The sequence below is a fragment of the Azospirillum sp. UENF 211521 genome, assembly GCF_058780535.1.
Genome location: NZ_JBSNCF010000001.1, coordinates 1,143,754 through 1,163,580, shown reverse-complemented (window position 1 = coordinate 1,163,580; position 19,827 = coordinate 1,143,754). Strand labels below are relative to the sequence as shown.

At 69.1% G+C, this 19,827-nt stretch carries 17 protein-coding genes; 11 read left to right on the top strand and 6 right to left on the bottom strand.

Annotated elements, in window-relative coordinates; translation table 11 throughout:
- Positions 1-23 precede the first annotated feature (23 nt).
- Both ACWPN5_RS05370 and ACWPN5_RS05365 read right to left on the bottom strand, forming a co-directional pair.
- Positions 24-1,946: a propionyl-CoA synthetase gene (locus ACWPN5_RS05370; RefSeq protein WP_492294664.1), complete on the bottom strand. Its 1,923-nt coding sequence runs from the start codon at positions 1,944-1,946 to the stop codon at positions 24-26.
- Positions 1,947-2,128: 182 nt separating this feature from the next.
- Positions 2,129-3,253: an extracellular catalytic domain type 1 short-chain-length polyhydroxyalkanoate depolymerase gene (locus tag ACWPN5_RS05365; protein WP_492294662.1), complete on the bottom strand. Its 1,125-nt coding sequence runs from the start codon at positions 3,251-3,253 to the stop codon at positions 2,129-2,131.
- A gap of 292 nt (positions 3,254-3,545) precedes the next feature.
- Between ACWPN5_RS05365 and ACWPN5_RS05360 the strand changes: the two genes are divergently transcribed.
- The 11 genes from ACWPN5_RS05360 (at position 3,546) to queG (ending at position 14,078) form a co-directional block, all read left to right on the top strand.
- Positions 3,546-3,902, top strand: coding sequence for a hypothetical protein (locus ACWPN5_RS05360; protein ID WP_145684471.1), 357 nt, complete (start codon positions 3,546-3,548; stop codon positions 3,900-3,902).
- 110 nt (positions 3,903-4,012) lie between these two features.
- The gene (locus ACWPN5_RS05355) at positions 4,013-5,878 is read left to right on the top strand and encodes a M3 family oligoendopeptidase (protein ID WP_492294659.1); all 1,866 of its coding nucleotides are present in this window, start codon (positions 4,013-4,015) and stop codon (positions 5,876-5,878) included.
- 81 nt (positions 5,879-5,959) lie between these two features.
- Complete coding sequence (locus tag ACWPN5_RS05350) at positions 5,960-6,361, top strand: bacteriohemerythrin (protein WP_145684467.1); 402 nt, start codon at positions 5,960-5,962, stop codon at positions 6,359-6,361.
- 180 nt (positions 6,362-6,541) lie between these two features.
- On the top strand, positions 6,542-7,966 hold the full coding sequence (locus ACWPN5_RS05345; RefSeq protein ID WP_492294657.1) for an FAD-binding oxidoreductase: 1,425 nt from the start codon (positions 6,542-6,544) through the stop codon (positions 7,964-7,966).
- Positions 7,967-8,042: 76 nt separating this feature from the next.
- A complete protein-coding gene (locus ACWPN5_RS05340; RefSeq protein ID WP_145679522.1) occupies positions 8,043-8,279 on the top strand; it encodes a FitA-like ribbon-helix-helix domain-containing protein in 237 nt (78 codons plus the stop codon).
- Positions 8,264-8,719 carry a type II toxin-antitoxin system VapC family toxin gene (locus ACWPN5_RS05335; protein WP_492294654.1) on the top strand — a complete coding sequence of 152 codons (456 nt, stop codon included), beginning with the start codon at positions 8,264-8,266 and terminating at the stop codon, positions 8,717-8,719. Before ACWPN5_RS05340 ends, ACWPN5_RS05335 begins: the two co-directional genes overlap by 16 nt.
- A 51-nt stretch (positions 8,720-8,770) precedes the next feature.
- Positions 8,771-10,117: an ABC1 kinase family protein gene (locus ACWPN5_RS05330; RefSeq protein WP_492294652.1), complete on the top strand. Its 1,347-nt coding sequence runs from the start codon at positions 8,771-8,773 to the stop codon at positions 10,115-10,117.
- Positions 10,118-10,174: 57 nt separating this feature from the next.
- Entirely contained in the window at positions 10,175-11,194 is a 1,020-nt protein-coding gene (gene queA, locus ACWPN5_RS05325) for a tRNA preQ1(34) S-adenosylmethionine ribosyltransferase-isomerase QueA (protein WP_200476956.1), read from the top strand.
- Complete coding sequence (gene tgt / locus ACWPN5_RS05320; protein WP_492294649.1) at positions 11,194-12,396, top strand: tRNA guanosine(34) transglycosylase Tgt; 1,203 nt, start codon at positions 11,194-11,196, stop codon at positions 12,394-12,396. Before queA ends, tgt begins: the two co-directional genes overlap by 1 nt.
- Positions 12,389-12,853, top strand: a complete 465-nt coding sequence (gene queF, locus ACWPN5_RS05315; protein WP_035672604.1) for a preQ(1) synthase — start codon at positions 12,389-12,391, stop codon at positions 12,851-12,853. The genes tgt and queF overlap by 8 nt, the downstream gene beginning before the upstream one ends.
- A gap of 163 nt (positions 12,854-13,016) precedes the next feature.
- On the top strand, positions 13,017-14,078 hold the full coding sequence (gene queG / locus ACWPN5_RS05310) for a tRNA epoxyqueuosine(34) reductase QueG (protein ID WP_492294646.1): 1,062 nt from the start codon (positions 13,017-13,019) through the stop codon (positions 14,076-14,078).
- Here queG and ACWPN5_RS05305 read toward each other — a convergent pair.
- The 4 genes from ACWPN5_RS05305 to ACWPN5_RS05290 form a co-directional block, all read right to left on the bottom strand.
- On the bottom strand, positions 14,050-15,036 hold the full coding sequence (locus ACWPN5_RS05305) for a lysylphosphatidylglycerol synthase transmembrane domain-containing protein (protein ID WP_492294644.1): 987 nt from the start codon (positions 15,034-15,036) through the stop codon (positions 14,050-14,052). The genes queG and ACWPN5_RS05305 overlap by 29 nt on opposite strands.
- Positions 15,037-15,072: 36 nt before the next feature.
- Positions 15,073-16,017, bottom strand: coding sequence for a glycosyltransferase family 9 protein (locus ACWPN5_RS05300; RefSeq protein WP_492294642.1), 945 nt, complete (start codon positions 16,015-16,017; stop codon positions 15,073-15,075).
- Positions 16,014-17,249: an O-antigen ligase family protein gene (locus ACWPN5_RS05295; RefSeq protein WP_492294640.1), complete on the bottom strand. Its 1,236-nt coding sequence runs from the start codon at positions 17,247-17,249 to the stop codon at positions 16,014-16,016. The genes ACWPN5_RS05300 and ACWPN5_RS05295 overlap by 4 nt, the downstream gene beginning before the upstream one ends.
- A 129-nt stretch (positions 17,250-17,378) precedes the next feature.
- Complete coding sequence (locus tag ACWPN5_RS05290; protein ID WP_492294638.1) at positions 17,379-19,781, bottom strand: methyl-accepting chemotaxis protein; 2,403 nt, start codon at positions 19,779-19,781, stop codon at positions 17,379-17,381.
- Between the last annotated feature and the right edge of the window lie 46 nt (positions 19,782-19,827).

Genomic DNA, 19,827 nt, shown 5'->3' with positions numbered 1-19,827 from the left:
AGGGGCTTCGAACGCGGAACCGGTCAACCGGCCTGATGCGTCTTGGCGTAGCCGAGCGACTGCAGCGCCTCGGCGATCTCCGGCAGGATGCCCGGATCGTCGATGGTCGCAGGCGTCTTGTAGTCTTGGTTGTCGGCAATCTTCTGCATGGTGCCGCGCAGGATCTTGCCGGAGCGGGTCTTCGGCAGGCGCTCCACCACCACGGCGCGCTTGAAGTCGGCGACCGGGCCGATCTGCTCGCGGACGAGTTGGACCACCTCCTTGACGATCTCCTCGTGCGGGCGGGTCACGCCGGCCTTCAGGCAGAGGAAGCCCAGCGGCACCTGCCCCTTCAGGTCGTCGGCGACGCCGATCACCGCGCATTCCGCCACGTCCTTGTGGCTGGCCAGAACCTCCTCCATGCCGCCGGTGGACAGGCGGTGGCCGGCGACGTTGATGATGTCGTCGGTGCGGGCCATGATGTAGACGTAGCCGTCGTCGTCGATGAAGCCCGCGTCGCCGGTCTGGTAGTAGCCGGGATAGTCGGACAGGTAGGACTTCCGGTAGCGGTCATCGGCGTTCCACAGCGTCGGCAGCGTGCCCGGAGGCAGAGGCAGCTTCACGCAGATGGCGCCGATGTCGCCGCGCGGCACCTCCTTGTTCTCGGCGTTCAGGATCTGCACGTCCCAGCCCGGCATGGGGCGGGTGGCGGAGCCGTACTTGATCGGGAAGAGTTGCACGCCCAGCGGGTTGCCGGAGATCGCCCAGCCGGTCTCGGTCTGCCACCAGTGGTCGATGACCGGAACGTTCAGATTGTCCTCGGCCCAATGCAGCGTGTCGGGGTCCGAGCGCTCGCCGGCCAGGAACAGGGCGCGGAAGTGCGACAGGTCGTACTTCTTCAGCAATTCGGCGTTGGGGTCCTCGCGCTTGATGGCGCGGAAGGCGGTCGGGGCGGTGAACAGCGTGCCGATCTTGTGCTGCTCGATCACCCGCCAGAAGGTGCCGGCGTCCGGCGTGCCCACCGGCTTGCCCTCGAACACCACCGTGGTGCAGCCGTGCAGCAGCGGGCCGTAGACGATGTAGGAGTGGCCGACCACCCAGCCCACGTCCGACGCCGCCCAGTACACCTCGCCCGGCTCGACGTTGTAGATGTTCTTCATCGTCCACTTCAGCGCCACGGCGTGGCCGCCGTTGTCGCGGATGACGCCCTTCGGCTGGCCCGTGGTGCCCGAGGTGTAGAGGATGTAGAGCGGGTCGGTCGCGGCCACCGGCACGCATTCCGCCGGTACGGCCTTGGCGACGGCCTCCGCCCAATCCACGTCGCGGCCTTCGACCAGGGTCGCGGTCTCCTGCGGGCGCTGGAAGACGATGACGCTGGACGGCTTGTGCTCCGCCTGCTCGATGGCGGCGTCGAGCATCGGCTTGTACTTGACGACGCGGTTCGGCTCGATGCCGCAGGAGGCCGAGACGATGGCCTTCGGCCGGGAGTCGTTGATGCGGGTCGCCAGCTCGTGCGGGGCGAAGCCGCCGAACACCACCGAATGCACCGCACCGAGACGCGCGCAGGCCAGCATGGCGACCAGCGACTGCGGGATCATCGGCATGTACAGGATGACGCGGTCGCCCTTCTCCACGCCCTGGGCGCGCAGCGCGCCGGCGAAGCGGGCGACCTGATCCTGAAGTTCGGCGTAGGTGATGGTCTGCACGGTCTTGGTGACCGGGCTGTCGTAGATGATCGCCGCCTGGGCGCCGCGTCCGGCCTCCACATGGCGGTCGACGGCGTTGTAGCAGGTGTTCAGGACGCCGCCGGTGAACCAGCGGTAGAAGGGCGCGTTGCTGTCGTCCAGCACCTTGTCCCAACGCTTGATCCAGGTGATGTCTTCCGCCGCCTCGCCCCAAAATCCGTCGGGATCGGACAGGGAACGGGCGTGGATCTGGTTGTAGCGATCGGCCGAGCTTTGGCTCATGGGGGCGTCCCTTATATTTTGTTTGGTTCGCGTTTCTCCGCAGCCGCGCAATGAACGTTCACGCAGCGGCCCCAATCTGCGTCAGATCCGCATCGTTTGGCAAACGGCATTCCGGAAGGTGCGGCGGGCTGTCGCACCACTTTGGTGAGTGCTGGACCCCCTCGCCGCCCCTCAAGCGGGTGTTACTGCTCCAGTTGCAGGAACTCGGCGGCCAGCGCCGCGCCGCAGAAGCCGACATCCTCGATGTAGGTCTTCGTGTCCGACACCCGCACCCGCCCACAGGGGTGTTGCGCGTTGCTCGTGTCGATGGGCATGACGTGGCCGACATCCTTCAAAAGCACCGTCTCGACCCACAGGGTATTGGCTCCCGCCGGGGCGAAGCCCTGCCGCACGGCGCGGTCCGGCCAGGACGGCTCCTGCCCGATGACCACGGGAGCATCCGCCTTCAAGCTGTGGAAAGCCGTCCACTGGTTGGTCAGGTAGAGGGCGTTCTGCGGGTCCACGGTGCAGTCTGCCGTGCCCTGGACGATCAGCACGCGCGGACGCCCGGCGGGGTGCTGGGCGCGCTGCACCGCCTTCGTCCATTCGCGGCTGTCGTAGCCGCCGGAGCGCGCCTTCACCTCGGCGCAACCGCGCATAACCGAGATGCCGCAAAGCGACGCGGCAGACTGCATGCTCTGGGCGCACAGTGCCGGAACGCCAGCGAAGAGCGCCCCGCCCGCGAAGACCTGCGGGAAGTCGGCCAGCAGGGTCGCCGCCATGCCCGCCCCCGCCGACAGGCCGGTGACATAGACACGTCCGTCCTCGATTCGGGGACCGTCGCGGTCAAGCCCCTTGCCCGCGCGCACCGCGTCGACCATGGAGACGATAGCCCCCGCTTCCCGTGGGACACCGCCCTTCAGCGGACTGGTCAGGCGGTCGGCGAAATTGAAGCAGCCGAGCGGGTTGCCATAGCGGGAGGCCCCTCCGACCATGGCAAAGGCATTGTGCTGCTGCTCCGGCAGCAGGACGATAAGGCCGTAGCGGTCAGCTATGTCCATCCATCCGGAATCCGTGAAGAAAGACGACGCATCCTGCTCGCAGCCGTGAAGAAGGACCAGAAGCGGAGCCTTGCCCCGCACCCGCGCGCCCACGGATACGTAAACGCTCGCCTTGAGCGCACTGCCCTGGGCGTTGAAGGCATCGCCCGGCAGTTCGTCCCAACGATACTGACGCGGTGACAGCGCCGAGGCATGCCCCGACAAAAGGGTCGATAGCCCGATGATCGCCACCGCCAGCGACACGCGCAGCCATGCTCCTAGCGCCATAATACTCTCTCCGTTTCACCGTAATGGACCGATGATGCCGCCTATTACGATTGCGGACAAGGCAGCATGCAAAGCAATGCTGACTTATTAGACCGCCAATCTCCGCACCAATTATAACAATCATACTGCGGTATGTTATTCTGCAATCTCGCGGCCAATATTGGCTTATTCTTCGTTAAGAGTGGATGATCATCCGAGCGAAAATCGACTGGCGCGGATATCGGCATTGCATCCAGTTATCGCTGGCCATTGTTGCTGGCCTAACCAGCGCCGGAGCGCTATGGATGGTCCCATGAGCAGCGACCCGCCCGTCTTCGGCATCCGCCCGATCCTGACCGTCGTCCACACCAACGGCGAGCGGCTGATCGTGGCCCGGCTGACCAGTCTCGGCGGGTCCAGCCAGTCCAACCGCTTCGTCCTGCGCCGCGCCGACTTCCGCGCCCCATGGGAGCAGCCGGACAAGGGCTATTTCGGTTACGCGGAGGTCGCCCGCGCGCTCGACGCCAACGGCTGGCGCGGCTGCGCCATCGAGGCGATGCCGACCACCGACCTTGAGGAGCGGCGGACCCGCCAGCTCGCCCGCAAGAAGCTGCACCTGCAATGCGTGGAGGCGGCGATCCGCCGCGCGCAGGAAAGCCAGGCTCCCTGAGCCGATACCGCAACGCATCCTTCCCCCGGTCGCACGCGGCGCTTATATCCGGTTCCAAAGCTCAGAACGGCCCAAGCCCAGAACGGCCAAAGCCCAGAACGGAGGGACAGATGACCCGCAGCGCCACCCGGCACCCGATTGGCGATTTCCTTGGCGCTCCCCAGACCACCGCGCCCGACACTGCCCTGGCCGCCACGGGGGACGGGCCGGACCTCGGCGCCCTGCCCTCTTGGGACCTGACCGACCTCTATCCGGGCATGGACTCGCCGGAGCTGAAGGCCGACCTGGAGCGGATGGAACGCGCCTCCAAGGACTTCTACGAGACCTACGCGACCAAGCTGGCCGGGCTGGACGGCAACGCCTTCGCCGCCGCCATCCGCGAGTACGAGCGCATCGACGAGGTGCTGTCGCGGGTGATGTCCTACGCCGGGCTGGTCTACAACGGCAACATGACCGACCCGGCCATCGCCAAGTTCTACCAGTCGGCGCAGGAGCGGGTGAACGGCATCTCCACCCACCTCGTCTTCTTCACGCTGGAGATCAACCGGCTGGACGACAAGGTGCTGGACGCCAAGCTGAAGGCGTCGAAGGACCTCGCCCGCTATGCCCCCTGGCTGCGCGACGTCCGCCTGTTCCGCGAGCACCAGCTTTCCGACGAGGTCGAACGCCTGCTCCATGAGAAGCATGTGGTCGGGCGCGCCGCCTGGAACCGCCTGTTCGACGAGACCATCGCCAGCTTGCGCTTTCCCATCGGCGGGAAGGAGCTGACCTGCGCGGAGGCGCTGAACCGCCTGTCCGACCGCCGTCCGGAGGTCCGCAAGGAGGCCGGGACGGTGATCGGCCGGGTGATGGGCGACAACATCCGCCTGTTCGCCCTGGTCACCAACACCCTGGCCAAGGACAAGGAGATCGACGACAAGTGGCGCAACTACAAGGCGCCCACCTCGGCCCGCAACCTGTCCAACCGCGTCGAGGACGAGGTGGTGGACGCGCTGGCTGCGGCGGTGAAGGACGCTTACCCGGCCCTGTCCCACCGCTACTACGCGATGAAGGCCAAGTGGTTCGGGCAGGACCATCTGGATTACTGGGACCGCAACGCCCCGCTGCCCGACGACGCCGACCGCAGCATCCGCTGGGACGAGGCGCGCGATCTGGTCCTGGGCGCCTACGGCCGCTTCTCGCCGGATCTGGCCTCACTGGGCAAGCGCTTCTTCGACAACGCCTGGATCGACGCGCCGGTGCGCCCCGGCAAGGCGCCGGGCGCCTTCGCCCACCCCACGGTGCCCAGTGTCCACCCCTATCTGCTGGTCAACTATCAGGGCAAAACGCGCGACGTGATGACGCTCGCGCATGAGCTGGGCCACGGCGTGCACCAGATCCTGGCCGGCGGCCAGGGGCACCTGCTGTCCGACACGCCGCTGACCCTGGCGGAGACCGCGTCGGTGTTCGGCGAGATGCTGACCTTCCGCGCCCTGCTCGACCGCGAGACCGACCCGAAGCGCCGCAAGATCATGCTGGCCTCGAAGGTCGAGGACATGCTGAACACGGTGGTCCGCCAAATCGCCTTCTTCGACTTCGAGCGCCGCGTCCACACCGAGCGCCGCGAGGGCGAACTGACGGCGGAGCGGCTGGGCGAGATCTGGATGGCGGTGCAGACCGAAAGCCTCGGCCCGGCGCTGCGCTTCGACGAGGGCTACCGGAACTACTGGTCCTACATCCCGCACTTCATCCACTCGCCCTTCTACGTCTACGCCTACGCGTTCGGCGACTGCCTGGTGAACTCGCTCTACGCGGTCTACCAGGAGTCGGAGAAGGGCTTCGCGGAGAAGTATCTGGCGATGCTATCGGCGGGCGGCACGCTGCGCCACCAGGAGCTTCTGGCCCCCTTCGGGCTGGACGCCAGCGATCCGGCCTTCTGGCAGAAGGGGTTGAACGTCATCCGCGGCTTTGTTGACGAGCTGGAAAATCAGTCCTGACCGGGTTTTCTTGACGGACGTCAAGAATCCATAATCGGGGGATGGGTATGGTGGCCTCCAACGATCCCTTCGGAGAGCACCATGCCCACCCTCTCGATCCCCGCCTGGAGCCCGTCCCTGGAAGTCGGCAACGCCATCATCGACGCCGACCACAAGGAAACCATCGAGCTTCTGGCCGAAGCCGCCAAGGCTCCCGACGCCGACCTGCCCGCCCATTTCACCGCCTTCGCCCAGCACCTCCGCGACCATCTGGCCCGCGAGGAGGAGTTGATGCACCAGTACGGCTTCCCGCCGACCCCCATCCATGTGCACGAGCACAACCGCGTCCGTCTGGAACTGGAAGGCATCGCCAAACGCATGGCCGCCGGCAATCTGGCCCTGGTCCGCGGCTATCTGACCGAAGTTGTGCCGGAGTGGTTCATCAACCACAAGAACACCATGGACAGCGCCACCGCCGCCTGGATCCGCAGCCAGGGCGGCTGATCCACCGCCCCTCACCGTCAAAGCCGCAAAAAACACCGAATTGAGGGGTGGCTCCGTCCGGAAGAACACCGGAGGGAGTCCTTTCCCGGATGGCCTGTGCAGGGGTGAAAATTTACCCTTGTTGCGCCAATCCGCTCCGGATATTCGCGAAAATTGCTGCTTTGACGTGGGAGGTGCTTGATGGGCGATTTCACGCTTCGCACCGCCGACCGGCGGGACGCGACCCTTTCCGAGGACGCCGTCAACGATCTTGCCGCCCGTCTGCGCGGCCCGCTGCTGACCCCGCGGTCGCCGGGCTATGACGAGGCCCGGACGATCTGGAACGCCATGATCGACCGCCGGCCCGGCCTGATCGCCCGCTGCGCCGGGGCCGCCGACGTCATGCAGGCGGTGCGCTTCGCGCGGGAGAATGGGCTGCTGGTCTCGGTGCGCGGCGGCGGTCACAACATCGCCGGCAACTCCCTGTGCGACGGCGGCCTGCTGATCGACCTCGGCGCGTTGCGCTTCGTCCATGTCGACCCGATCAGCCGGACGGCGCGGGTGGCGCCCGGCGCCACGCTGAGTGACCTCGACCGGGAGACGCAGGCTTTCGGGCTGGCCGTGCCGGTCGGCATCAACTCCACCACCGGCATCGCCGGGCTGACGCTGGGCGGCGGGTTCGGCTGGCTGACCCGCAAGTATGGGCTGACGGTGGACAATCTGCTGTCCGCCGACGTGGTCACCGCCGACGGCCGGTTCCTCAGGGCCGGCGCCGACGAGAACGCCGACCTCTTCTGGGCCATCCGCGGCGGCGGCGGCAACTTCGGCGTCGTCACCTCCTTCACCTTCCGCCTGCACCCCGTGGGACCGATGGTGTTCGCCGGGCTGGTCGTCCATCCCTTCGCCGGGGCCGGCGACCTGATGCGCCGCTACCGCGACGCCACGGCGGCCCTGCCCGACGAGGCCACCGCCTGGATGGTGCTGCGCAAGGCACCGCCCCTGCCCTTCCTGCCGCCGGACGTTCATGGCAAGGAGGTGGTCGTCATGCCCGTCATTTACGCCGGAGACGACGAGGCGGCGGCCCGCAAGGCGCTGGAACCGGTGCTGTCGCTGGGCACGCCCGTCGGCGAGCATTTCGGCCTCATGCCTTACGTGGCGTGGCAGGCGGCCTTTGACCCGCTTCTGGTGCCGGGCGCGCGGAACTACTGGAAATCGCAGAACTTCACCGGGCTGGAGGACGGGCTGATCGACATGCTGGTCGAGGAGGCCGGGAGACTGCCCTCCGACCAATGCGAGATCTTCGTCGGCCTGCTCGGCGCTGCGGCCAATCGCGTGCCGGCGGACGCCACCGCCTACCCGCACCGCGACGCCCTGTTCGTCATGAACGTCCACGCGCGCTGGAACACCCCGCCGGAGGACAGCGCCTGCATCCAATGGGCGCGCGGCGTCTCCGACCGGACCGCCCGCTACGCCACCGGCGGCGTCTACGTGAACTTCGTCACCGACGACGAACAGCGCGTCCAGGCCGCCTATGGGCCGAACTACGAACGCCTGCGGGCACTGAAGGCGAAATACGACCCGACCAACCTGTTCTGCGTGAACCAGAACATCGCGCCGGGCGGGTGAGTTCGGTGATCCTGCGGAACGGTGGCACCATCCCGCGCAAGCGGGTTACAGTGTCACCGACCCCCAGGAGAGCGAAATGGGCAAGATCGTCAGGCTCGAAATCGACGAAGCGCTGCACGCGACTCTGACCGAACGCGCCGCGATTAACGGGCGTTCGGTCGAGGAGGAGGTCGGCGCCATCCTGTCGCAGGCCGCGCGCCCCGGCCGTGCGGCGCTCATTGAGGAACTCCAGCGGGAGCAAGACGAACTTGCCCGCAAGTACGGTGTGCTTCCCGACAGCACGCCGCTGATCCGTGAATGGCGCGACCGGTGAGCGTGGCGGGCCAAGCGGTCGTCGTAGACGCCAGTGTCGCCGTGAAATGGATCATCAGGGAAGACGCAAGCTCAGACGCACTTGCGTTCCTTGCCCAGGAAAGGCCGCTGCTGGCGCCCGATATTCTGCTCATCGAAGTGGCTGCGGCGCTCGCCAAACGCGTCCACACGGGCACTTTGGAGACGTCGGATGCCGACACGCTCTTGGGCCGCCTGCGTGGATTGGTCGCCCAACTCCCGCTGACGCTGACTCCGGCGGTGGATGTGGCGGAGCGTGCGCTCGACCTCAGCGGCACACTTCGGCATCCCTTGGTCGATTGCCTCTATCTGGCTCTCGCTTGGTCGAGGAACGTGGGACTGGTGACCGCTGACCGCAAACTGGCGGAAGTCGCTGCCCGAAGCGGATTGCCGGGCCTGGTCCGGATCGGCCCCGCCACCTGAGGCGACGCCAGGGGACTCGCCTTTCGGCCCCGCCGCACCCACCTATTCGGCATGCCGAACACGGATGAGAACAGGCTTGGCGGCCGGATCGCGCGGTATGCGCGGGTCGGAACCGCCGTGGGGGGCCTTGCGGCCCGTTTCGCCGGAGAACGGGTGCTGGGCATCCCCCTGGAGCGGGATCGCCACGCCGCCGAATTGCGCGCCGCGCTGGGCGGGCTGAAAGGTCCGCTGATGAAGGTGGCGCAACTGCTGTCCACCATCCCCGACGCACTGCCCCGCGAGTATGTGCAGGAGCTCTCGCAGCTCCAGGCAGACGCGCCGTCGATGGGCTGGCCCTTCGTCAAGCGCCGCATGGCAAGCGAGTTGGGCCCCGCCTGGCACAAGCGCTTCCGGCACTTCGAACAGACAGCGGCGGCGGCGGCCTCGCTGGGGCAGGTGCACCGGGCCGTCGGGCTGGACGGGCAGACCCTCGCCTGCAAGCTCCAGTACCCGGACATGGCCTCCGCCGTGGAGGCGGACCTGCGCCAGCTCGGCCTGATCTTCGCCATCTTCGAGCGCACCGACAGCGCCATCTCCACCAAGCAGATCCAGGCGGAGATCGGCGCCCGGCTGCGCGAGGAGCTGGATTACGAGCGCGAGGCCAAGCACGCCCGCCTCTACCGCGCCATGCTGGCCGACACCTCCGGCGTTCATGTGCCGGCGGTGGTGCCCGACCTCTCCACCCGGCGCCTGCTGACGCTGGAATGGGTGGAAGGCCGCAAGATCCTGGACTTCGTCAAGGACCAGCCGGACGCTCGCGACGCGCTGGCGATGAACATGTTCCGGGCTTGGTACGTGCCCTTCTACGGCTACGGCATCATCCACGGCGACCCGCATCTGGGGAACTACACGGTGCGGCCCGACCGCGGGATCAACCTGCTGGATTTCGGCTGCATCCGCGTCTTCCCGGCCCGCTTCGTGAAGGGGGTGATCGATCTCTACGACGCGCTGCAGACCGGCAACCAGGACAAGGCGGTGGAGGCCTACCGCACCTGGGGCTTCGCCAACCCGACCAAGGAGCTGGTGGACGTTCTGAACATCTGGGCGCGCTTCGTCTACGCCCCGATCATGGACGACCGCAGCCGCCGCATCGAGGAGACCAACTCCGGCCATTACGGCCGCGAGACCGCCGCCAAGGTCCATGCCGAGCTGCGCCGCGTCGGCGGGGTGGAGGTGCCGCGGGAGTTCGTCTTCATGGACCGCGCGGCCATCGGCCTTGGCTCCGTCTTCCTGCATCTCCAGGCCGAGGTGAACTGGTACCGGCTGTTCCAGGAGATGATCCAGGGCTTCGACGTGGACGTCCTGCACGCCCGCCAGACCGCCGCCCTGACCGCCCAGGCCCTTCCTTTGCCCGAATGAACCCCGACTCGTAATGCTTCCCCCCTCCCACCGCTTTGGTCTATACGAGCGGCTCCCATGAAGACCGCCGATTTCGACTTCGACCTTCCGCCGGACCGCATCGCCGAGCATCCGGCCAAGCCGCGTGACGCCGCCCGTCTGCTCGACGTGGCGGAGCGTCTGCACGACCGCACCGTCCGCGACCTGCCCGCCCTGCTGGAGCCGGGCGACCTGATGGTCGTCAACGACACCCGCGTCATCCCCGCCCGGCTGGACGGCCGGCGCGGCGAGGTGCGGGTGGAGATCACGCTCCACAAGCGCGAGGGTGAGCGGGAATGGGCGACCTTCGCCCGCCCCGGCAAACGGCTGAAGCCCGGCGACGTGATCGCCATCGCCGAGGATTTCGCGGCGGAGGTCGTCGCCAAGGATGGGATGGAGGTGCGCCTGCGCTTCTCCAAGGGCGGGCCGGCGCTGATGGAGGCGCTGCACCGCCACGGCCGGATGCCTCTGCCCCCCTACATCCGGCGCGAGGCGGACGAGCAGGACTCGGCCGACTACCAAACCGTCTTCGCCGCGCGCGAGGGCGCCGTCGCCGCCCCCACCGCCGGGCTGCACTTCACGCCGGAGCTTCTGGCCGCGCTCGACGCGCGCGGCGTCCGCCGCGTGCCGGTGACGCTGCATGTCGGGGCCGGGACCTTCCTGCCGGTCAAGGTGGACGACATCGCCGAGCACCGCATGCACAGCGAGTGGGGCGAAATCTCCGCGGAGACGGCCGAGGCCATCAACGCCACCCGCGCCGCGGGCGGGCGGATCGTGTCGGTCGGCACCACGGCGCTGCGCATCCTGGAGACGGCGGGGTTGGACGACCGCAGCATCCGGGCCTTCAGCGGCGACACCGACATCTTCATCACCCCCGGCTACCGCTTCAAGATCGTGGACCTTCTGGTGACCAACTTCCACCTGCCCCGCTCCACCCTGTTCATGCTGGTCTGCGCCTTCGCCGGCATGGACAGGATGAAGGCGGCCTACGCGCACGCCATCGGCCAGAACTATCGTTTCTTCAGCTACGGCGACGCGTCGCTGCTCCGGAGGGTGTGATGACCGGGATCGGGTTCGAGCTTCTGAAGACCGACGGGCGCGCCCGGCGCGGGCGGGTCTCCACCGCGCACGGCGTCATCAACACGCCGGCCTTCATGCCCGTGGGCACCGCCGCCACCGTCAAGGCGATGACCAGCGACGCGGTCAAGTCCACCGGCGCGGAAATCCTGCTGGGCAACACCTACCACCTGATGCTGCGCCCCACGGCGGAGCGCGTCGGGCAGTTGGGCGGCCTGCACCGCTTCATGAACTGGGACAAGCCGATCCTGACGGACAGCGGCGGCTTCCAGGTCATGTCCCTGTCGGACCTGCGCACCATGACCGAGGAGGGGGTGACCTTCAAATCCCACCTCGACGGGAGCAAGCACCATCTGACGCCGGAACGCTCGATCCAGATCCAGCATCTGCTGGACAGCAACATCACCATGTGCCTGGACGAGTGCACCCCCTTCCCGGCGACGGAGGCCCAGGCCGCTTCCTCCATGCGCCTGTCGATGCGCTGGGCCAAGCGCAGCAAGGACGCCTTCGTCGAGCGGCCCGGCTACGGCCTGTTCGGCATCGTCCAGGGCGGCGTCTACGCCGACCTACGGGCGGAGAGCGTGGCGGCCCTGTCCGACATCGGCTTTGACGGCTACGCCATCGGCGGGCTGGCCGTGGGCGAGGGCCAGGAGACGATGTTCACCGTGCTCGACTTCACCGAACCGCTGATGGTCAAGGAGCGCCCGCGCTACCTGATGGGCGTCGGCCGTCCCAGCGACCTGATCGGTGCGGTGCGGCGCGGCGTCGACATGTTCGACTGCGTGATGCCCACCCGCTCGGGCCGCACCGGTCAGGCCTTCGTGCGGCGCGGCACCATCAACATCCGCAACGCCCGCAACGCCCACGACGAGCGCCCGCTCGACGAGGAGTGCGGCTGCCCGGCGTGCCGCAACCACAGCCGCGCCTATCTGCACCACCTGTTCAAGGCGGGCGAGATGCTGGGGCCGATGCTGCTGACTTGGCACAACCTGCATTACTACCAGGACCTGATGGCCGAGCTTCGGCAGGCCATCGAGGACGGCCGCTTCGACGAGGTCGCGGGCGCGCTGGAGGCCCGCCTGAACGAGGGCGACATCCCGGCCACCGAAGACCCGCTGGCCCACCTGAAGGTGAAGCCGGCCAAGCCGGCGAAGCCCGCCAAGAAGGAATCCGCCGATGTCTGAGAACATCTACGCCGGCCTGACCCAGCTCGGCGGCGCCACCGTCCAGCCGAAGACGCCGGAGGAGGCGGTGCTGGAGCGCGTGCCGAATCCGAACCCCGGTGAGAACTACGTCGTACGCTTCACCGCGCCGGAGTTCACCTCGCTCTGCCCGATCACCGGCCAGCCGGACTTCGCCCATCTGGTCATCGACTACGTGCCGGGCGAGTGGCTGGTGGAGTCGAAGTCGCTCAAGCTGTTCCTGACCAGCTTCCGCAACCACGGCGCCTTCCACGAGGCCTGCACGGTCGGCATCGGCAAGCGTCTGGTGGACGAGCTGAAGCCGGTGTGGCTGCGCATCGGCGGCTATTGGTACCCGCGCGGCGGCATCCCCATCGACGTGTTCTACGCCACCGGCGAACCGCCGAAGGGCGTGTGGATTCCGTCGCAGGACGTCCAAACCTACCGCGGCCGCGGCTGATCCGGGAGTGTAACCCTCCCAAATCCCCTCTCCCCTCTGGGGAGAGGGTTAGGGTGAGGGGGGTGAGCTTCTGCCGAACCTCACGCCATGCGCATCCCCCTCACCGGCCCTCCGGGCCACCCTCTCCCCAGAGGGGAGAGGGCTAAGCGATCAAGCCATCACCATGTCCGACCCCACCACCTCCACCCGTGAAGCGATCCGCGACCGCGCCCTGTCGCTGGGCTTCGACGCGGTGGGTTTTGCGCGGGCGGAGCTGGGTCCGGAGGCTAGGGAACGGCTGGCCGAATTCCTGCGCCAGGGCCGGCACGGCGACATGGGCTGGATGGACGACAAGGCCGACCGTCGCGTCCATCCCCAGGCCCTTTGGCCGGAGGCCCGCACCGTCATCGCGCTCGGCACCAGCTACGCCCCGGCGGAGGACCCGCGCGCCCTGCTGGAGCATCCCGACCGCGGCATCGTGTCGGTCTATGCGAAGAACCGCGACTATCACGACCTCATCAAGGGCCGGCTGAAGACGCTGGGCCAATGGATCGCCCACCGCTTCAAGGCGGAGCTGAAGGTCTTCGTCGACACCGCCCCGGTGATGGAGAAGCCGCTGGCCGAGAAGGCCGGGCTGGGCTGGCAGGGCAAGCACACCAACCTCGTGTCGCGGACCCACGGCTCCTGGCTGTTCCTGGGCGAGGTCTACACGACGCTGGAGCTGCCACCGGATCCGCCGGGGGTGGACCGCTGCGGCCAGTGCCGGCGCTGCCTGGACGCCTGCCCCACCGCCGCCTTTCCCGCTCCCAACCAGTTGGACGCGCGGCGCTGCATCTCCTACCTGACCATCGAGCACAAGGGACCGATCCCCGAGGAGTTGCGCCCGCTGATGGGCAACCGCATCTACGGTTGCGACGATTGCCTGGCCGCCTGCCCGTGGAACAAGTTCGCCAAACGCTCGCGCGAGGCGGCCTTCCTGCCGCGGGCAGAGCTGACGGCGCCGCGGCTGGCCGATCTGGCGCAGTTGGACGACGCGGGCTTCCGGCAGGTGTTCAGCGGCTCGCCGATCAAGCGGATCGGCCGCGACCGCTTCGTGCGCAACGTGCTGGTGGCCCTGGGCAACAGCGGCGACGCCCGCCACGCCGCGGTGGCCGAGTGGCTACTCGAGGACACCAGCGATGTGGTGCGCGACGCCGCGGGCTGGGCGCTGGGCCGGCTCAGGAGCGCGCAGAGCCCTTCAGGCTGAGCCAGAGCAGGCCACCGGGCAGCGACGACAGGGTGACCGACAGGCCGATCATCAGCGACAGGGCCAGCGCGTCGGTGGCCCCGAGACCGTAGAGCGCGAAACCGGCGACGAAGGCTCCCTCCCGCACGCCCCAGCCGTTCAGCGAGATCGGCAGGGCCGCCGCGAAGATGGTCATCGGCACTACGGCCAGCGCGTCCAGGACCCGCACGGGAATGCCCAGGGCCTGGGCGTAGGCGATCACCGCGAACACGGTGCACAGATGCACCGCCGCGCTGTGCAGCAGCCCGGCCAACGCCGCGCGGCCGAGCAACGCTACGCGCAGGCGGGCCACCTGCGCCTGCGCCGCCCGCACCGGAGGGCGCAGCAGGATGTCCGGCAGCGGCAGGCGGTCGGCCTGGAGCCCAACGACCATGGCGACCGCGAGCAGCAGGACCGCCGCCGGCCCGGCCCAGGCGACCGCGGGCGGCGCGGTGGCGACCAGATGCGGCAGGCCGAGGAACAGCAGCAGGATGCAGCCGACCAGCGCCAGCAGCCGGTCCAGAACCAGCGCCAGCACCACGGCGGCGGAGGACGCGCCGCCCCGGTAGGTCAGCCAGCCGCGCACCACGTCGCCGCCCAGCGCGCCCGGCAGTACCTGCCCGAAGAACAGGCCGGTGAACATCAGCCGCATCGCCAGCCCGTGCGAGACCCGCTCGCCGGCGGCCCACAGGGAGTCGCGCCAACGCTCGGCCGCGCAGACCACCGACAGAAACTTGGCCAGGAAGCCGGCGGCCAGCCAAGCCGGGTCCGCTCCGGCGACCCGCGTCAGCAGGGCCGGCCAGTCGGCCTTGGCGCCCAGCACGCCGAGAACCGCCAGGGTCACCGCCAGCTTGGCGAGCAGCATCAGGCGTCCACCCGGCTTTCCGGCGGGCAGGGTGACCGCATCGGCGGGCATGGCGCTGGCGTCCTGTCTGCTCAAATCCTTCATGGCTCCTGCAACATGATCGGCGGCACACTAGCGGTTCGGCGGAAGAGCATCGATCGCCGCCAGCACGCCGGCCACGTCCATGTCGGCGAAGGACGGACGGTGGTGGACGACCATGCGCGGCCCGTTGGCGTGGATGGGGACGGAGGCGTCGCAGAAAAGGCCCAGCACGGGACCGCCGACGGCCGCGACCAGATGGGTGGGGCCGGTGTCGTTGCCAACCGTCGCCCAGGCCCGGCGGGCCAGCCCGGCGATTTCCGGCACGCCGGTGCGGCTGGTCAGGTCCACCGCCTGCGGACAGGCGTCCACAATGGCCCGGGCGAGGTCCGCCTCGATGGCGGTGCCCAGCACGACCGGCGTGATGCCGCGCGCGGCCAGCGCACGCGCCAGTTCGCCGTAGCGCTCCACCGGCCAGCGCTTGTCGGGGCGTCCCGGGGAGGAGCCGGGGATCAGCAGGGCGTAGGGCGCGGCGATGCCGAACCCGCCGGTGTCGGCATCGAGCCAGGACAGGTCCGGCACCGCGTCGGGCACGATTCCGAAGGGCGCCAACTGCCGGGTGTAGCGCTCGATCACCGGCACCTTGCGCCGCCCCGGATACTTGTCGCGGTGCGAGGCGCCCCAGGCCGTGCCCGACCATTCCGGCCACGGACCGGGGGCGAGCAGCCAGAAATAGCGGTCGGTGCGCGGCTGCGCCTGGAGATCGTAGACCCGGTCGAAGCGCCCGGCGCGCAGCAGGCGGCGAACCCGCCGATAGGCGCCGATGGAACGGCCGCGCGGGTCCTCCAGAACCTCGTCGAACAGGCCGCTGAGGCGGGCGAGCGGGGCCAGGGACGGCAGGGTCAGCAGCGCGAGATGATCGGCGGCGTGATGCCGCCGGATGGCGGAGAAGGCGGTCTGGGCCAGGAAGAAGTCGCCGAAGGCCCCTAGCTTGATGATCAGGATGCGGCGGCGGCCGTTGCCGAACGTTCCCGTCATTCGCCCCCCGCCGGGGTGCGGGCGGCCAGCCGGAGCATCAGGCCGGCGGCCAGCATGCCGCCCATCCACCACGCCTGCCAGATCCCGTAGGCCGTGCTCGCCATCGCCAGCGCCGACGCGAAAAGGGCCAGCGCGAAGGGTTGCAGGCGCCGCTCCATCCGGCCGGTGCCGAGCAGGAGCAGCAGGGCCGCCGCCAGAGCCAGCGCCGCCCCGACCGCGCCGAGCTCCAGCCAGACCTGGAGGAAGGCGTTGTGGGGATGCAGCGGCAGCAGGCTGTCGGTCAGCGTGCCGAAACGCGACACCGCCCCGTCCGGGTCGAGCGCCCGGGAGGCGTCGATCCCCTGCCCGAAGACAGGGGTTTCCAGCGCCCGGCCGGCGGCCATCCCCCAAATCTCGACGCGGTGCTGGGCGGATCGGAACAGCCAATCGGCGCCGTCCAGATTCAGCACGCGGTCGAACAGCAGCACCAGCGGAAGCACGAAGGTGAAGGCGATGCCGAGGACCGCGGCGAGCGCCCCGCGGACCAGCCGCGGCGACCAGACGGCCAGCGCGAAGGCCACCCCGCCGGCGGCGATCCCCAGCATGGCCGACCGGCTGGTCAACAGCAGGCAGGCGCCGGCGAAGACCGCGGGAAGCACGAAGGCCAGCCCCCGCCGTCCGGCCCGGTCGAGCGCCATCGCCGCCGGCCAGACCAGCAGGCAGAGCAGCACCGCCGTCCGCTTCGGCACGTTGCTTTCGGCGATCTCGGCGTTGGCGGGCACATGGTTCCACCAGCGGTGCAGCGGGAAATCCAGCGCCGCCTCCACCGTGAACAGAAGCACGCCGGCGAAGACACCCAGGAGGAACAGGCCGGTCAGGCGGCGCGCCTCCACCGCCGGCAGCGAGGACAGCCATGCCCCGCCGGCCAGCGCGCCGAGACCGACATAGCCGATTTCCACCACCGTCAGGCCGGCGCGCGGCGACGGGCTCCACAGGATGGACAGGGTGGCCAGCGCCAGGAAGGCCAGGACGACCGCCGTGCCCGGCATCGCCCGCTGAAGCCGCCCCAGGGCGCCGCGGCGGAGCAGACCGGCCAGCGACAGACCGGCAATCAGGATGACCCACACCGGCAGGCCGCGCGGCGCCATGGCGGCCAGCGGACCGAGCAGAGCGACGAGCAGACCGGCCGTTCCCGCAAGAATCGCGTCGGGAATTCCCCGTGTGGAATCGCGCTGTGACAAGGGGAAGGCCATGAGGTCTCACGTCCGTGGGGCACGGCGCGGCTTAACAGATGCCCCGCGCGAAAGCAACGGGGACGGGACGGGCGAAAATTCGGCCTCGTCCCCCTCCCCCCGCGGGCCCGCTCCCCGGATGGACGTCCGTCAGGCGGTCCGCACCTTGTTGAGGAAGCCCTGCACCTCGGACCGTAGATGCTCGGCCTGCCGGGTCAAGGTGCGGCTGGCGTCCAGAACCGCGTCGGCGGCTCCCCCGGTCTTGGTGGCGGCGTTGGTCACCTCGGCGATGTGGTGCATCACCTCCTGCGTGCCCTCGGCGGCCTGGTTGACGTTCTGGGCGATCTCGCGGGTGGCGAGCCCCTGCTGCTCCATGGCGCGGGCGATCTCGGTCACCGTGCTGCTTATGGTGCCGACCGCGTCGGAGATGGTGCGGATGGCGCCCACCGCCCCGCCCGTTGCCGCCTGCATCTGCGCCACCTGGCTGGAGATCTCCTCGGTCGCCTTGGCGGTCTGCCCGGCGAGATTCTTCACCTCCGTCGCCACGACGGCGAAGCCCTTTCCGGCCTCCCCGGCGCGCGCCGCCTCGATGGTGGCGTTGAGCGCCAGCAGATTGGTCTGCTCGGCGATCTCGCCGATCAGGTCGACCACCTGCCCGATGCGCTGGGCGGCCTCGGCCAGCCCTTCGACGATGCCGTTGGTCTCGGTCGCCTTGGCCGCCGCGCCGACCGCCACCTGGGAGCTGCTGTTGAGCTGACGGGAAATCTCGGCGATGGAGGAGGACAGCTCCTCCGCCGCCGCGGCGACGGTCTGCACGTTGCTCGACGCCTGCTCCGACGCCGCGGCGACGGCGCTCGACTTGGCGGTGGTCAGGGCGGCGTCCGACGACATCTCCTGCGCGTCGCGGCCGAGGTTGCCGGCGGATTCGGTCAGCGACTGGACGACGCCCGACACCGCCTGCTCGAAGCCGTTGGCGAACTCGTTCATGGTGCGGCGGCGGTCGGCGTCGATCTGCCGGCGCATCTCCTCCCGCTCGCCCTCCATGCGCTGCATCTCCAGGGCGTTCTCCTTGAAGACGCTGAGCGCCTCGGCCATGGCGCGCAGCTCGTCCTTGCGGCTGCTGCCGGGGATGTCCACCGTCAGGTCGCCCTCGGCCAGCCGCCCCATCGCCTTGGTCATGGCGTGCATCGGGTGGGTGATGGCGCGGTCGATGATCCACGCCATCAGCACGCCGAGCGCCAGCGCCACGGCGGCGCCGATGATGATGATCAGCTCCGCCCCGCTGCGCCCGTTCTCGCGGTCGTCGCGCTGGATGGAGACGAGACGGGCCACCTGCTCGCTGACGTCGCCGGCCGCCTTGGCCATGGTCTTGGAGGCGGTGCGCTGGTTCTCGCTGGTCGTGACCAGGGCGGCGAACTCGCGGTCGAAGGCCTGGGCCGCCTCGGTGATGGCGGCGATCAGCGCGCGCCCTTCCGAATCGACGAGCACGGCGCCGGCCTGGGTGGCGAGCGCCAGCGTCTCCTTGACCGCGCCATGCACCCGGTTGCGGGGCTCCTCGCCGTTCATCAGGATGAAGTCACGCTGCCCCAGCATGGCGGACTGCGCGCCCTGGATCAGGCGCATGGCGATGCCGCGCAGCTGGACGGCCTCGTTCACCTCGCTCTGGGCGAAGTTCGCGGCCTCCTGGAGCGCGCTGGAGACCATCGCCTGGTTCTCCTGCATCTCGTGGGCGAGGTTCTGGATTTCCTGGGCGTGGCGGTCCAGCGCCTGGATGCGGCCGCTGGCCGACTCCCCGGCGCCCTCGGTGCGGGTCTGATCGAACACCATGCGGTAGGCGCCGGCGATGGTGACGATCCGCTGGGCCAGCTCCTCGTCGTTGGTGCCGACGAGGTCCTTCTCGATGGCCTCGGCGTTCGCCAGCAGCGCCGCGATGGCCTCCCCGGCGGCCGCCATCGTGGCGGGGTTGCGGGTGTGGGCGAAGTCGGACTGCAGGCGCCGCGCCTCCAGCACCATCTCGATCAGCCGGTCGGCGCGGTCGGAGGTGTCACGGCTCTGCCGCACGGCGTGCTCCGCGTCCTTCAGGCTGACCATGTTCTGGTCGTAGCGGTCGGACTGCTGCGTGCCGATCTTCTCCGCGATCTCCCGCAGGGCCTGGGCGCGCGTCTCCATGCTCTGGGTGCGGGCGCGGGCCTCCTGGTCCTGGGCGACGAAGTTGGCGAAGGCGCTGCGGTAGCCGGCGATGCCGGCCAGGATCTCGTCGACCAGCCGGACGCTGCCGGCGTCCTCCAGCGCGGACCGCGTGCCCTGCGCCTCTTCGCGCAGCCGGTCCAACATGCCGGGCACATTGTCGGCGGCCTTGGAGTCGCGCTCGGTGACGAAGCGGGCTTCCTCGATCCGCACGGTTTTCAGCCGGGCGTCCAGTTCGGCTGTGTGGGCCGCCAGATCGACGCGTCCCGCGTAGGTGCGCAGGCTGTTCCAACCAACGAACGCCACGCCAACCGTCATCAGAAGGACCGCCGCAAAACCGAGCGCAATCCGCGTTCCAATCGTCATGAAATCGGGCTCCCCCGGATCGTACGGCCTTGTTCGCCGGCCGTCG

Bases quoted from the DNA above. Each gene is read 5' to 3' on its own strand.
- ACWPN5_RS05370 (WP_492294664.1), bottom strand. From the start codon at position 1,946: ATGAGCCAAAGCTCGGCCGATCGCTACAACCAGATCCACGCCCGTTCC.
- ACWPN5_RS05365 (WP_492294662.1), bottom strand. From the start codon at position 3,253: ATGGCGCTAGGAGCATGGCTGCGCGTGTCGCTGGCGGTGGCGATCATC.
- ACWPN5_RS05360 (WP_145684471.1), top strand. From the start codon at position 3,546: ATGAGCAGCGACCCGCCCGTCTTCGGCATCCGCCCGATCCTGACCGTC.
- ACWPN5_RS05355 (WP_492294659.1), top strand. From the start codon at position 4,013: ATGACCCGCAGCGCCACCCGGCACCCGATTGGCGATTTCCTTGGCGCT.
- ACWPN5_RS05350 (WP_145684467.1), top strand. From the start codon at position 5,960: ATGCCCACCCTCTCGATCCCCGCCTGGAGCCCGTCCCTGGAAGTCGGC.
- ACWPN5_RS05345 (WP_492294657.1), top strand. From the start codon at position 6,542: ATGGGCGATTTCACGCTTCGCACCGCCGACCGGCGGGACGCGACCCTT.
- ACWPN5_RS05340 (WP_145679522.1), top strand. From the start codon at position 8,043: ATGGGCAAGATCGTCAGGCTCGAAATCGACGAAGCGCTGCACGCGACT.
- ACWPN5_RS05335 (WP_492294654.1), top strand. From the start codon at position 8,264: ATGGCGCGACCGGTGAGCGTGGCGGGCCAAGCGGTCGTCGTAGACGCC.
- ACWPN5_RS05330 (WP_492294652.1), top strand. From the start codon at position 8,771: ATGCCGAACACGGATGAGAACAGGCTTGGCGGCCGGATCGCGCGGTAT.
- queA (WP_200476956.1), top strand. From the start codon at position 10,175: ATGAAGACCGCCGATTTCGACTTCGACCTTCCGCCGGACCGCATCGCC.
- tgt (WP_492294649.1), top strand. From the start codon at position 11,194: ATGACCGGGATCGGGTTCGAGCTTCTGAAGACCGACGGGCGCGCCCGG.
- queF (WP_035672604.1), top strand. From the start codon at position 12,389: ATGTCTGAGAACATCTACGCCGGCCTGACCCAGCTCGGCGGCGCCACC.
- queG (WP_492294646.1), top strand. From the start codon at position 13,017: ATGTCCGACCCCACCACCTCCACCCGTGAAGCGATCCGCGACCGCGCC.
- ACWPN5_RS05300 (WP_492294642.1), bottom strand. From the start codon at position 16,017: ATGACGGGAACGTTCGGCAACGGCCGCCGCCGCATCCTGATCATCAAG.
- ACWPN5_RS05295 (WP_492294640.1), bottom strand. From the start codon at position 17,249: ATGGCCTTCCCCTTGTCACAGCGCGATTCCACACGGGGAATTCCCGAC.
- ACWPN5_RS05290 (WP_492294638.1), bottom strand. From the start codon at position 19,781: ATGACGATTGGAACGCGGATTGCGCTCGGTTTTGCGGCGGTCCTTCTG.